This window comes from Staphylococcus sp. AntiMn-1 (assembly GCF_001663395.1).
In the GTDB taxonomy this organism is placed as follows: domain Bacteria; phylum Bacillota; class Bacilli; order Staphylococcales; family Staphylococcaceae; genus Staphylococcus; species Staphylococcus equorum.
This window is the reverse complement of sequence record NZ_CP012968.1, coordinates 752,845-767,209: the sequence shown is the minus strand read 5'-3', so window position 1 is coordinate 767,209 and position 14,365 is coordinate 752,845. Positions and strand designations below refer to the sequence as shown.

At 34.0% G+C, this 14,365-nt stretch carries 12 protein-coding genes and 2 pseudogenes; 12 read left to right on the top strand and 2 right to left on the bottom strand.

Translation table 11 applies throughout. The annotated features are described in order from the left end of the window. Positions 1-2: 2 nt before the first annotated feature. Positions 3-638: a thiamine diphosphokinase gene (locus AOB58_RS03735; protein WP_046465278.1), complete on the top strand. Its 636-nt coding sequence runs from the start codon at positions 3-5 to the stop codon at positions 636-638. A gap of 106 nt (positions 639-744) precedes the next feature. Here the strand turns inward: AOB58_RS03735 and rpmB are convergent, their stop codons facing one another. Beyond that, on the bottom strand, positions 745-933 hold the full coding sequence (gene rpmB, locus AOB58_RS03730) for a 50S ribosomal protein L28 (protein WP_002507894.1): 189 nt from the start codon (positions 931-933) through the stop codon (positions 745-747). A gap of 251 nt (positions 934-1,184) precedes the next feature. On the opposite strand from rpmB, the gene AOB58_RS03725 reads away from it, so the two are divergent. The 5 genes from AOB58_RS03725 to recG all read left to right on the top strand — a co-directional run bounded on the left by AOB58_RS03725 (position 1,185) and on the right by recG (position 7,320). Continuing rightward, positions 1,185-1,556 carry an Asp23/Gls24 family envelope stress response protein gene (locus AOB58_RS03725; RefSeq protein ID WP_021338719.1) on the top strand — a complete coding sequence of 124 codons (372 nt, stop codon included), beginning with the start codon at positions 1,185-1,187 and terminating at the stop codon, positions 1,554-1,556. Positions 1,557-1,570: 14 nt separating this feature from the next. Beyond that, on the top strand, positions 1,571-3,223 hold the full coding sequence (gene fakA / locus AOB58_RS03720; protein WP_064782966.1) for a fatty acid kinase catalytic subunit FakA: 1,653 nt from the start codon (positions 1,571-1,573) through the stop codon (positions 3,221-3,223). A gap of 500 nt (positions 3,224-3,723) precedes the next feature. Beyond that, entirely contained in the window at positions 3,724-4,389 is a 666-nt protein-coding gene (gene sdaAB / locus AOB58_RS03715) for an L-serine ammonia-lyase, iron-sulfur-dependent subunit beta (RefSeq protein WP_002507891.1), read from the top strand. A gap of 13 nt (positions 4,390-4,402) precedes the next feature. Continuing rightward, complete coding sequence (sdaAA, locus tag AOB58_RS03710; RefSeq protein ID WP_002507890.1) at positions 4,403-5,272, top strand: L-serine ammonia-lyase, iron-sulfur-dependent, subunit alpha; 870 nt, start codon at positions 4,403-4,405, stop codon at positions 5,270-5,272. Positions 5,273-5,274: 2 nt separating this feature from the next. Next, positions 5,275-7,320: an ATP-dependent DNA helicase RecG gene (gene recG, locus AOB58_RS03705; RefSeq protein WP_021338720.1), complete on the top strand. Its 2,046-nt coding sequence runs from the start codon at positions 5,275-5,277 to the stop codon at positions 7,318-7,320. A gap of 512 nt (positions 7,321-7,832) precedes the next feature. Here the strand turns inward: recG and AOB58_RS03700 are convergent. Further along, on the bottom strand, positions 7,833-9,392 hold the full coding sequence (locus AOB58_RS03700) for a M4 family metallopeptidase (protein WP_064782965.1): 1,560 nt from the start codon (positions 9,390-9,392) through the stop codon (positions 7,833-7,835). Positions 9,393-9,732: 340 nt separating this feature from the next. On the opposite strand from AOB58_RS03700, the pseudogene fapR reads away from it, so the two are divergent. From fapR to rnc, 6 genes and pseudogenes are all read left to right on the top strand, one after another. Further along, positions 9,733-10,301: pseudogene (fapR, locus tag AOB58_RS03695) on the top strand (transcription factor FapR). After that, complete coding sequence (gene plsX, locus AOB58_RS03690) at positions 10,294-11,280, top strand: phosphate acyltransferase PlsX (RefSeq protein ID WP_002507886.1); 987 nt, start codon at positions 10,294-10,296, stop codon at positions 11,278-11,280. The pseudogene fapR and the gene plsX overlap by 8 nt, the downstream one beginning before the upstream one ends. Then, complete coding sequence (gene fabD, locus AOB58_RS03685; RefSeq protein WP_002507885.1) at positions 11,273-12,199, top strand: ACP S-malonyltransferase; 927 nt, start codon at positions 11,273-11,275, stop codon at positions 12,197-12,199. The genes plsX and fabD overlap by 8 nt, the downstream gene beginning before the upstream one ends. Next, on the top strand, positions 12,192-12,926 hold the full coding sequence (gene fabG / locus AOB58_RS03680) for a 3-oxoacyl-[acyl-carrier-protein] reductase (RefSeq protein WP_002507884.1): 735 nt from the start codon (positions 12,192-12,194) through the stop codon (positions 12,924-12,926). The genes fabD and fabG overlap by 8 nt, the downstream gene beginning before the upstream one ends. Positions 12,927-13,175: 249 nt before the next feature. Further along, positions 13,176-13,409, top strand: coding sequence for an acyl carrier protein (locus AOB58_RS03675; RefSeq protein ID WP_002507883.1), 234 nt, complete (start codon positions 13,176-13,178; stop codon positions 13,407-13,409). Between the two features lie 210 nt (positions 13,410-13,619). Next, positions 13,620-14,353: pseudogene (gene rnc, locus AOB58_RS03670) on the top strand (ribonuclease III). Positions 14,354-14,365 lie beyond the last annotated feature (12 nt).

Sequence of the window (14,365 nt, the reverse complement as noted above, 5' to 3'; positions counted from 1 at the left end):
TAATGAAAGTGAATTTATTGTGTGGCAATAGAAATTTGCCTGAAGGTTTATTAAAGACAGAAACAGATGAGCATTGGATTGGGGTTGATCGAGGAGCGTTACTTTTGATAGAAGCAGGGATAATACCTCGATTTGCTGTAGGTGATTTTGACTCAATTACAAGTGAGGAAAAAGCATTTGTTGAAAAACGAATTGACATTAATCCATTTAATTCGGAAAAAAATGATACAGACCTAGCTTTAGGTATTGATCAAGCAGTGACCAATGGTTATAAAGAGATTTGTGTTTATGGTGCTACAGGTGGTCGATTAGATCATTTTATGGGCGCGTTACAAATTTTAGAAAAACCAGAATATACAGAGCAAAATATTGTCATTAAACTTATTGATGTGAATAATGAAATTCAATTTTTAAAAACAGGGTCATATACGATTCAGAAAAATGACAACTACCGTTATATCTCATTTATTCCAGTCACTTATCCTACGGTTATCTCGTTAAATAATTTTAAATATAATCTAGAAAAGGAACAACTTAAACTAGGATCTACGCTTACGATTTCCAACGAACTTAACCAAACAGAAGGTGATGTGAATATTACTGAAGGCAACGTATTAATGGTGAGAAGTAAAGACTAAAATCCAATAACATAATAACGCTTATGTTTATGAGTTAATTTAAATGAGCGCATAAAAAAAGACCATTCCTCCACATAAGGACTGGTCTTTTCGTGCATTATATTTATTAAACTCTAGTTACTTTACCAGATTTTAAAGCACGTGCAGAAACCCAAACTCTTTTTGGTTTTCCGTCTACAAGAATTCTAACTTTTTGAAGGTTAGCATTCCATCTTCTTTTAGAAGAATTTAAAGCGTGAGAACGATTGTTTCCAGTTGAAGCTTTACGACCTGTTACGAAACATTGTTTGCCCATGAAAGTACCTCCTTTAATAAATATAAATACACGCATCTACTACATACTTGAATAATGTACCACAAATAAAATTAGATGTAAATAAGAAGAATGAATTTTTCTATTTACATAGATTCTACTTTTGTTAAAATCAAATTATGGTATAATTATAAACTGTGGATAAATGTAAAAATTTGCTTAATTAGATAAATTATATTATTTGTTAATTTTATAGTTAATTAAACAACCATAAACTAGGAGGCCCAATTTAAATGACATTAGAAATCACAAATGATTATGGTAGTATAGACATTTCAAACGAAGTAATAGCTTCAGTTGTGGGTAGCAAAGCAGTAGAATGTTATGGGATTGTAGGAATGGCTTCTAGACAACAAGTAAGAGATGGAATTGCTGAAATATTAGGGCATGAAAATTATTCTAAAGGTATTGTTGTAAGAGAAGGCAATGGCGTTATAGATGTTGATATGTATATCATTGTAAGTTATGGTACTAAGATATCTGAAGTAGCAAGCAATTTACAGTCAACAATAAAATATACATTAGAGCAAACATTAAAAGTAAAAGTAAATTCAATAAATATATTTGTACAAGGTGTTCGAGTTAATAATGGCACTAAGAACTAGGAGGACAATACGGAATGGTTAGCAAAATTAATGGTAAATTATTTGCCGAAATGATTATACAAGGGGCACAAAATTTATCAAATCATGCAGACTTGGTTGATTCATTAAACGTGTATCCAGTACCAGATGGAGATACAGGGACAAACATGAATTTAACGATGACATCTGGAAGAGAATCAGTAGAAGAAAACTTGTCGCAGCATATCGGTGAACTAGGAAAAACATATTCAAAAGGTTTGTTAATGGGCGCTAGAGGGAACTCTGGGGTCATCTTATCACAACTATTTAGAGGATTCAGTAAAAATTTAGAAGCGTATGATGAAATCAATGCACAACAATTAGCAGAAAGTTTCAAAGCTGGCGTAGAAACTGCATATAAAGCAATTATGAAGCCTGTGGAAGGTACGATATTAACCGTAGCTAGAGATGCTGCAGATGCTGCTATGCGCAAAGTAGAAGAAACTGAAGATTGTATCGAATTGATGACATATATTTTAGAAGAAGCAGAAATCTCACTCGAAAATACACCTAATTTATTGCCTGTATTAAAAGAAGTGGGCGTAGTAGATAGCGGTGGTAAAGGTTTAGTTGTCGTTTATGCTGGCTTCCTTAAAGCGTTAAAAGGTGAAACGGTAAGTGCTGAAACAGCCAAATTAGATAAAGATTCTTTAGTTAATGAAGAACATGATTTTCATGGTGTAATTAATACTGAAGATATCGTTTACGGTTATTGTACAGAAATGATGGTTCGTTTCGGTAAAAATAAAAAAGTATTTGACGAACAAACGTTTAGAGAAGATATGAGTACATATGGTGACTCATTATTAGTCATAAACGATGACGAAATCGTTAAAGTGCATGTACATAGTGAAAAACCAGGTGATGTGTTTAATTATGGTCAACAGTATGGAGAACTTATTAAATTAAAAGTAGAAAACATGCGTGAACAACACCGAGAAGTTGTAAAAAAAGAACAAGTAAGTCAAAGTGATGCTCAAACACCTGAAACAGTTGAAACAGCAGTTATTGCTATTTCAATGGGAGATGGTATATCTGAATTGTTCAAATCAATGGGTGCAACACATATGATTAGCGGTGGTCAAACAATGAATCCATCAACTGAAGATATTGTTAAAGTAATTGAGCAGTCACAATGTAAACGCGCAATTATTTTACCAAATAATAAAAATATTATGATGGCTAGCGAACAGGCTGCAGATATCGTAGGTGCTGAAGCTGTAGTTATCCCAACTAAATCATTACCACAAGGCATTGCTGCACTCTTTAATTATGATGAATCAGATGCTCTTGAAGTTAACAAAACACGTATGGTTGAATCACTTGAAGCAGTGACGTCAGGTTCAGTGACATATGCTGTAAGAGATACAAAAATTGATGGCGTTGAAATTAAAAAAGACGCATTTATGGGCTTAGTTGAAGATAAAATCGTTACGAGTAACGAAAATGAATTTGAAACTGTTAAAGGTTTATTGTCTGAAATGATTCAAGATGATAGTGAAATCATTACGATGATTGTCGGTGAAGATGCAAATGCATCATTGACTTCGGATATTGAAACTTGGCTTGAAACATCTTATCCAGAAATTGAATTAGATCAACATGATGGCCAACAACCTGTATATCAGTATCTTTTCTCTGTAGAATAAATATATTTATTGAACACTTGTATATAAGGATAGCTTCCATTTTAGGAAGCTATTTTAAGTTGTCGACAAGGTCTAAAAGCTTTGTTGGCAATTTTTTTATGTACGCTTTACGTTGGTATAACTACAGCTTCATTCTAAATTTCATCCTCGCTTATCTAGGGCATGACCTCAGTTTATAGTCATTGACTCATACTGGATAATTCGCATTATGACAGGCGTCTTAGATGAAAAATTCAGAAACTAAAAAATATAGAGTTAGTCTACTAAGGATAAAATTTTTGATAGCAATTATTTTATCGTATGAAAAAATTTGTATAATTAAATTAAATGGAAACATTTTTATTTATTTAAACCTTCTACAACAATATTCTTGTTTTAAATAAGGATAATGCAACCAGTATTGGTTTATAATGTCTAGCTTAATTGTTATAATGAGTTGCATGCATATAAATGTAAGCGCATTACATTAGAAACATTAAAAATAAGAGTGGGGTATAATTATGAAATATAAAACAGTTTTCGATATTATAGGACCTACAATGGTGGGGCCGTCTTCATCTCATACTGCTGGTGCAGTAAGAATTGGATTAGTAGCAAAAGATTTGTTTAATCAATTGCCAAAACAAGCTGATATCTATCTTTACGGTTCGTTTATGGAAACATACAAAGGACATGGTACAGATGTAGCACTTGTTGGTGGTTTACTAGGTTATGATACAGATGATGACCGTATACAAACAAGCTTAGAAACGGCTGAGCAAATGGGAATGAAAGTGAATTTTATAGAAATGGCTGAAGAAAGATCACATCCTAACACTGCTATTATTAATATGAGAGATGCGGATAAAGAAATTTCTGTTGAAGGTGTTTCTATAGGTGGCGGCAAAATAGAGGTAGTTGCGATTAATGGATTTAATATTGCGATTAGCGGTAATTATCCAGCACTGCTTGTTTTTCATAAAGATACTTTCGGCACAATTGGTCGTGTAGCAAATATTTTAGGTGATTCTAGTATTAATGTTGGTAGTATGCAAGTTTCTAGAAAAGAAAAGGGCGACCAAGCATTAATGACTTGTGAGTTAGATGAATCTGTGACAGATGAGATTATAGATAAAATTAAAAACGTCGAAGGTGTAGTGACAGTTTCACTCATGGGCGACGCCTAATGGAGGGTAACGCATGTTTAAAAGTGTGAAAGAATTAGTAGAAAAATGCGAAACAGAAAATAAAAAAATTCATGAAATCATGCTCGAGCAAGAAATGGAAGTTACTGGCTTATCTGAAGCTGATATTTATGCCGGTATGGATAAAAACTTACAAACGATGGAAAATGCACTTGATGAAGGTTTAGAAGGGGTAACTTCAACTACCGGATTAACTGGTGGAGATGCTGTGTTAATCAAAAATTATTTGAAGACAGGTAAATCATTATCTGGCCCAACTTTATTGGATGCAGTGAGTAAAGCAGTTGCGACAAACGAAGTCAACGCAGCAATGGGTAAAATTTGTGCAACTCCTACTGCCGGATCTGCAGGTGTAGTACCAGGCGTATTATTTGGACTCAAACCACGCCTTGAACCTACTAGAAAAGATATGCTGAACTTTTTACTTACCTCAGGAGCATTTGGTTTTGTAGTTGCCAACAATGCATCAATTTCAGGTGCGGCAGGCGGTTGTCAGGCAGAAGTTGGTTCTGCTGCAGCGATGGCAGCTGGTGCGACCGTGGAACTTGCTGGCGGAACACCACAACAATCGGCTGAAGCTTTTGCAATTTGTTTGAAGAATATGCTAGGTTTAGTATGTGACCCAGTAGCTGGCTTAGTCGAAGTGCCTTGCGTGAAGAGAAATGCTGCAGGCGCATCAAACGCAATTGTCTCTGCTGATATGGCTTTAGCAGGTGTAACTTCAAGAATCCCTACAGATGAAGTGATTGAAGCAATGTACAAGATCGGCCAAACAATGCCATCAGCATTGCGTGAAACTGGTCGTGGAGGTTTAGCTGGTACACCAACAGGTCAGCGTCTAAAACAAGAAATATTTGGTGATTAAAAATGTCAAAAGTCAATTTAATAGATAGTCCTTTTCCTTTATCACAGATAAAAGGACTGGGGCCAAAAAGGTTGTCCGTATTAAATGAATTAAATATCCATACTGTTGAGGATTTAATTTTATATTTACCAACCCGTTACGAAGATAATACAGTAATTGACTTGAATACGGCCGAAGATCAAGCGACAGTGACAGTGGTAGGAGAAGTATATTCGACACCTACTGTCGCTTTTTTTGGTCGTAATAAATCTAAGTTAACCGTACATATCATGGTCAATAATATTGCTGTAAAATGCACTTTTTTCAACCAACCTTATTTAAAAAAGAAAATTGAATTGCATGGTACGGTTACGGTAAAAGGTAAATGGAATAGAAGTAAGCAAGAGATAAATGGCAGTAGGATGTTCTTCAATCAACAAGAGTCTCAAAACTCACAATTTGAACCTGTTTATCGTGTTAAAGAAGGCATTAAACAAAAACCATTGAGAGATATGATTCGACAATCATTGGGAGAAGTCACAATACATGAATGGCTCTCTGATGAATTGAGACAAAAATATAAATTAGAGTCATTAGAGAATACGATTAAGGCGTTGCATTTTGCGACAGATAAGTCATCTTTGTTAAAAGCACGTAGAACGTATGCTTTTACAGAATTATTTATGTTTGAATTACGAATGCAATGGTTAAACCGCTTAGAAAAAACATCAGATGAAGCGATTGAAGTAGATTATAATATCAATTTAGTGAAATATTTCATTGATAGTCTTCCTTTTGAACTCACTGATGCGCAAAAACATAGTGTAAATGAAATATTCAGAGACTTGAAAGCACCAATAAGAATGCATCGTCTCTTACAAGGTGACGTAGGTTCAGGTAAAACTGTCGTAGCAGCAATCTGTATGTATGCACTGAAAACTGCGGGATTTCAATCAGCATTGATGGTGCCTACTGAAATATTAGCGGAACAGCATGCAGAAAGTTTAGTTGAAATTTTCGGTGACAGGATGAATGTGGCGTTACTTACAGGTTCAGTGAAAGGTAAAAAGAGAAAGCTGTTGTTAGAACAACTACAAAATAATGAAATTGATTGTATTATCGGCACACACGCCTTAATACAAGATGATGTAGTATTTAATAATGTTGGTTTAGTGATTACAGATGAGCAACATCGTTTTGGTGTGAATCAACGTCAATTGTTGAGAGAAAAAGGTGCGATGACTAACGTCCTCTTCATGACTGCTACACCCATTCCACGAACATTAGCTATATCCGTTTTTGGAGAAATGGATGTGTCATCCATTAAACAATTACCAAAAGGCAGAAAGCCGATTATTACTTCATGGTCCAAACATGAAGCCTATGAAAGTGTACTCAATCAAATGACTTCGGAATTAAAAAAAGGTAGGCAGGCATATGTAATTTGTCCTCTAATTGAAAGTTCTGAGCATTTAGAAGACGTACAGAACGTTGTTGAGTTATATGAATCGCTACAGATATATTATGGTTCTGAAAAAGTAGGACTACTACATGGTAAGTTGCATTCAGAAGAAAAAGATAGAGTAATGCAGCAATTTAGTAATCACGAAATAGACGTTTTAGTATCAACTACCGTTGTAGAAGTAGGGGTTAACGTACCTAATGCAACGTTCATGATGATTTATGATGCTGATCGTTTCGGTTTATCTACATTACATCAATTAAGAGGGCGTGTAGGTAGAAGTGAAGAGCAAAGTTATTGTGTACTCATTGCTTCACCGAAAACAGAAACGGGTATTGAACGAATGAATATTATGACGCAAACGACAGATGGTTTTGAATTAAGTGAACGTGATTTAGAAATGAGGGGTCCAGGTGATTTCTTTGGTGTGAAACAAAGTGGTTTGCCTGACTTCTTAGTCGCAAATGTTGTTGAAGATTATAAAATGTTAGAAGTAGCAAGAGATGAAGCGGCTGAATTAATTCAGTCTGGTGTCTTTTTCGAATCACAATATCAAATGTTGAGAACATTTGTAGAAGAAAACTTATTATATATGAGTTTTGATTAATAAAGAAGGCACAAAATAACAAAACAAGTGCTATTATGAACTAATCCCAAATTGTGGGAATAAAATAAAAACACTTTCGTTGAATTCATACTAAAATGAATTTATACGAAAGTGTTTTATTTTGGCTATAGACTTTTAACGGTTGGTGAGTAAAGTAAATAATCTCTCAGCATTTATTGTTATATTGGCGGTAGATGACTGAACTGAAAATGCCTTTATACTAAGTTTTTAAAGCACTACTACTTCATTTATGAAGATAAGTAGTGCTTATGCAATAGCTTCAGCTCTTGTATTCCATTTTCTAGGGGGCTTTGCTGGGCTGGTTCATACGATGAGACCTTGTTAGAAAAATTAGATTTCTGTCCGAGTCCGATACCCTAGGAAGGCACGCGCTTTTAAATAGAAAAGCACTAATCTATTATAAATTAATAGATTAGTGCTATAAATTTGAGAATGGGATATTTATGTCCCAGCTCCCGCTGAAACGAGAATGTATAATGTTTGCTAGTGTTTTAATTAACACCTACGCCAGTCCAAGCTTTTTCAATTGCTTTAGATGTTTCGCTATTCGTACCATAAAGGTGGTTAGAAGCTTCTTTTAATGATGCTTTTGCATCAGAAAATTGGGCGTTTGGTGTTAAGTACTGTGTGAGTGCTAAATAATAAATTTGTTCAGCTTTTTCTTGGCCAATTGCATTAATTGTTAGGTATGCAGCTTTGTTAGGAATGCCACTATTGGTATGAACCCCACCACTATCTTGGCTACCTTGTAAATATTGATCCATATGGGCAGGTTGGTTATACTGTTCTGGATTTTTTAAACTTCTTAATGCATCGCCATCTTTATTTGGTGTATATACATCTTCACCTAGTAACCAATCGTCTGAATCAACAAAATAACCAAAAACGTCAGAGAAAGATTCGTTTAATGCACCCGACTGATGACTATACTCTAAACCAGCAGTTCGTTCTGTTACTGCATGCGTGAGCTCATGGGCGACGATATCATTCGCACCTGACAATGCTTTAAACGTCTGGCCGTCTCCGTCACCATAAATCATATACTGACCGGTCCAAGCAGCGTTATTAAAGCTTTTGTCATAATGGACTACCGAATCAATGTCACCGCCGTTATTATCATAACTGTTTCTATCATGTTTATTGAGGAAATAGTTATAGACTTCTTTTGCGTAGTAATGAGCGTCTACACCAGCGCGCTGATCTTCTTTATTGAAATTATTGCTGTCATTTGTAATAGGTGAATAGGCATTTGTGGTCTCATTTGCAGTTTTAGTTTCTATAACTGCATCTTGAGAAGTATCGAGTAATGAATATGAACCATTTGCTTTTGTAACGCTTAAAGGTTGTTTTTCATCTCCATTAACGCCTGTTCCTTTACCTTCAGTTGTTGCATTTTTGATAACGTTTTGTTTTGTTAATATTTCACCAGTAGTAGCGTCAACTTGAATTTTCCAATGTGCTGCTTTAGGGGAAATGTAATTAAGTTCGATATCATAAACAAGTCTTTGTTTATCACTATTTATATCAAGGTTATTTTTACTGACTACAGGATAGCTTTTTATATTTTTTACATCAGACTTTGCTTTACCTATAGCTTCAAAAGCTTTATTTTCAGCGTTAGCAGAAGATAATTTAGCTTCATTCTCTACCTTTATGTATGGTTTATCTACATTACCATTTATTAATGTTACATTACCTTTATTATTGACATGTACTTTAATTGTTGTGCCTTCTGATGTAACGTCGTTTACCTTTGGTTTCAATGCGTAATGTGTGACACCAGTTTTATCTTGTTGCTTATCTATTACGTTGTATTGTTTGAAAGCTTCTTTATTTATAGTTTCTTGCTTGGTCTTGGATGATTGATTAACAAGAGATTGTGCATTATTTTGTAAAAATTGTTCTACATCTGCATTATTATTAATCGTAGGGGTATTTGATGATTCTAAACTTTCAGGTTTAATACTATTACTTTCTTGTGCATGAGCATAGCTTGTAGTAAAGGCTAATAATGAACATGACAGTAATGTAGTTGATAATACTTTTTTCATTAGATCCTCCTAAATAAATTATCCAATTAATGGAATAATTTTTGAAAAATAAATATAATACACCTTTAAAACAATTCAAATTATACATTTCAATTTTATTTAATTCAATATCTTAATAAATATTTATATAGAATGATTAGTGTTTGTATTTATTTTGATAATTAACCCCCTTGGAAATCGATTTAAACGTTATAATATTTCTTATATTGGTTATCTGACATGAAAAACATCTAAGGAAGTATGTTTTTTGTTGAGCTAATGAAATAGAAAGTGTTATGATGTGTTAGGAATGTTTAAGACTTGGTACTAAAAATTAGGTGATTTAGGTGGTTAGAACAAAATGAAGTTAAAAAAACAAGAACGACGCGAAGCAATTAAAAAAGAGATTGAAAAAAACCCCTTTATTACAGATTTGGATTTGAGTACACTTTTTCAGTGAGTATTCAAACTATTAGGTTAGATCGTACATACTTAGATATTCCAGAACTAAGAAAACGAATTAAATCCGTAGCAAGAAAAAATTATGAAAGTATTCGATCCATTGATGGTAGTGAAATCATAGGCGATGTAATAAATGTTCAGCCTGATCAACTCGCAACTTCAATTATAGATATTGATGAAGATTCTGTATTTACTAGAAATAAAATTGCCAGAGGACATGTACTTTTTGCACAAGCGAATTCACTGTGTGTAGCGCTTATACATAAACCTGTTGTGTTAACTCAGGAAAGTAATGTAGCATTTTTAAAAACAGTGAAATTAAATGATACAGTACGTGCTGACGCACAAACGATTGAAATTACAAGTAAATATTATATGATAAAAGTAAATTCGTATGTCAAAGATACTTTGGTATTTAGAGGTACATTCAAAATGTATTATACAAGTGAGGATGAACAAGATGGTTAAAATAGCGATTGATATGATGGGTGGAGACGATGCACCTGAAATCGTTTTAGAAGCTGTTGAAAAAGCTGTGAATGATTTTAAAGATTTAGAAATAATTTTATTTGGTGATCAAACTAAATGCACACTCAAACATGGTCGTGTAGAAGTACGTCATTGTACAGAAGAAATTACGATGGACGATGAACCAGTTAGAGCGATTAAACGTAAAAAAGATAGCTCAATGGCACGTATGGCTGAAGCAGTTAAAGCTGGTGAAGCAGATGGTTGTGTATCTGCAGGAAATACAGGTGCATTGATGTCTGCTGGTTTGTTTATAGTAGGACGTATTAAGGGTGTTGAGCGTCCCGCATTAGTCCTCACTTTGCCAACAATTTCTGGAAAAGGATTTGTGTTTATGGATGTAGGTGCTAATGCAGACGCCAAGCCGGAACACTTATTACAATACGCCCAATTAGGCAATATTTATGCCCAAAAAATCAGGGGCGTTGAACAGCCTTCAGTAGGTTTGTTGAATATTGGTACAGAGGCAGCTAAAGGTAACACGTTAACTAAAAAAGCATTTAGTTTGATGGACGAACAAAATGTCTTCAATTTCACAGGAAATGTAGAAGCAAAAGGCTTAATGGACGACGCAGCTGATGTTGTAGTTACAGACGGATATACTGGTAATATGATTCTTAAAAATTTAGAAGGTGTTGCAAAAGCGATGGGTAAAATGCTTAAAACAACGCTTCTAAGTAGTTTCAAGAATAAAATTGCCGCATTTGTATTACGTAAAGACTTAAATGGTTTAATGTCAAAAATGGATTATGCAGAATATGGTGGCTCGGTATTATTAGGATTGAATGGCATTGTAGTAAAAGCACATGGTAGTTCTAGTGCGAAAGCTTTTTATTCAGCAATCCGTCAAGCTAAAATAGCGGGAGAACAAAATATTGTGGAAACTATGAGAGAAACGGTGGGTAAAGTAAATGAGTAAAACTGCGATTATCTTCCCAGGCCAAGGATCACAAAAAGTCGGGATGGCAAATGATTTATTTAATCAAAATGATGCTGCAACAACGATTCTTAATCAAGCACAAGCACAAATGGATTTTGATATTTTAGAAACAATGTTTTCAGATGAAGAAAATAAATTAGGTCAAACAGAAAATACACAACCGGCGTTGCTCACACATAGCTCAGCTTTATTACAAGCACTTAATAATCTAAATGCTGATTATACAATGGGCCATAGTTTAGGTGAATATGTGAGTCTAGTAGCGAGTGGTGTATTGAAATTTGATGATGCAGTTCAAATTGTTCGTAAGCGTGGACAACTGATGGCCGTCGCTTTTCCTGATGGTGTTGGAAGTATGGCAGCAGTATTAGGTTTGGATTTTGATGATGTTAATGCAATATGTCAAAAACTTTCAACAGATGAAGAAATTATTGAACCAGCAAATATAAATTCTCCTGGACAAATCGTTGTCTCTGGACACAAAACATTAATAGATAAATTAGTGGCAGAAGGCAAATCATTAGGTGCGAAACGTGTCCTACCACTTGCTGTATCTGGCCCATTTCATTCATCTATGATGCAGGTGATCAAAGACGATTTTGCTGAGTATGTTGAACAATTTGACTGGAATGATGCACAATTCCCTGTAGTTCAAAATGTGCATGCAAAAGGTGAAACAGATGCCAATGTAATTAAGGATAATATGATTAAACAATTATATTCACCAGTACAATTCATTGATTCAACACAATGGTTAATTGATCAAGGTGTAGATCACTTTATTGAAATTGGTCCTGGTAAAGTACTTTCAGGTTTAATTAAAAAGATAAATAGAGATGTGAAAATAACTTCGATTCAAACATTAGAAGATATGAAAGCGTGGAATGAAAATGACTAAAAGTGCATTAGTAACTGGTGCTTCGAGAGGTATAGGACGTAGTATAGCGATACAATTGGCAGAAGAAGGATACAATGTTGCTGTGAATTTTTCGGGAAACAAAGAAAAAGCGGATGCTGTTGTTGAAGAAATTAAAGCGATAGGCGTTGAAAGTTTTGCTATTCAAGCAAATGTTGCAAATGGTGATGAAGTAAAAGCAATGATTAAAGCGGTTGTTAGCGAATTTGGTTCTGTTGATGTCCTTGTTAATAACGCAGGTATTACGCGTGATAATTTGCTTATGCGTATGAAAGAGCAAGAATGGGATGACGTAATTGATACAAACTTAAAAGGCGTTTTCAACTGTATTCAAAAAGTGACACCACAAATGCTAAGACAAAAGAGTGGTGCAATTATTAATTTATCAAGTGTTGTTGGAGCTATGGGTAATCCAGGGCAAGCAAACTATGTTGCGACTAAAGCTGGTGTAATTGGTTTAACGAAATCATCAGCACGTGAACTGGCTTCAAGAAACATCACAGTAAATGCTGTTGCACCAGGTTTTATTGTTTCTGATATGACTGATGCTTTAAGTGATGAGCTTAAAGCAAAAATGTTAGAACAAATCCCATTAGCTAAATTCGGGAAAGACCAAGATATTTCTCATACTGTAGCATTTTTAGCTTCAGACAAAGCGAAGTATATTACGGGTCAAACAATACATGTCAATGGTGGTATGTATATGTAAGTAAGTGCTACACAACATGACAAATCTTGTTTTATAAAACTTCTGAACTCATATAAGAGATTATGATATGGTATAAAGTATAGATTTAAAATGATTGTGTCACAACTTCATTACTACACTTTATTGTATAAGATCCATTTATATAATGTTTATACAGTACAATCAATTGAAATACTACTTGTATTTCAATTGATAAAGTGGGAAAATATATAAGTCTATAATAAGATTTTTTAAAGGAGGTGAATCGACGTGGAAAACTTCGACAAAGTAAAAGATATCATCGTTGACCGTTTAGGTGTTGACGCTGAAAAAGTAACTAAAGAGGCATCTTTCAAAGATGATTTAGGCGCTGACTCACTTGATATTGCTGAATTAGTTATGGAATTAGAAGACGAATTTGGTACTGAAATTCCTGATGAAGAAGCTGAAAAAATCAACACTGTTGGTGACGCAGTAAACTTTATTAATAGTATCGAAAAATAATAAAAAAATATCTGAGTCGTTGAGATGACGGCTCAGATTTTTTATTGATTTTAAACAGAATTTATATTGTAAGATAATAGTGCTATAACGATTATCACTAGATATATAGATCGTAAATACAGTAGACAGTTTTTTCTTTAGTTTTATTGTATTTTCACGTAAAATATAAAGGTATTAGTACTTTATCATTAAATCTGAGGAGGGAATAGATTGTCCAATTATAAAAAAATAGAAATGGTTAAAGCATTTGAAAAAAATTTGCGCAGAAGATGCAAGAATTAGACTTGAATTTTAAACAAATAGAATTATATCAGCAAGCATTTTCGCATTCGAGTTTTATAAATGATTTTAATATGAATCGTTTAGAGCATAATGAACGATTAGAATTTTTAGGAGATGCGGTATTAGAATTGACGGTTTCACGTTATTTATTTGATAAATATCCAGAATTGCCAGAGGGTAATTTAACAAAAATGCGTGCAACAATTGTTTGTGAGCCTTCACTTGTAATATTTGCGAAAAAAATTCAAATCAATGAACTTATCTTGTTAGGTAAAGGTGAAGAGAAAACAGGTGGCAGAACTCGTCCTTCACTCGTATCAGATGCATTTGAAGCATTTGTAGGTGCGTTATATTTAGACCAAGGCTTAGAATCTGTGTGGAAATTTGCAGAACAAATTATTTTTCCGTATGTCGAAGATGAAGAACTTGATGGTGTTGTAGACTTTAAAACCCAATTTCAAGAATTTGTCCATAAACAAAATAAAGGTGATGTCACTTATCGTTTAATCAATGAAGAAGGACCAGCGCATCATCGTCTATTTACTTCTGAAGTGATATTAGAAAATGCTGCAGTAGCAGAGGGTAAAGGGAAGACTAAAAAAGAATCCGAACAAAAAGCAGCAGAAAGTGCATATAAATCAATGAAAAACAAAGCTAAATAACTTTGTTATAAA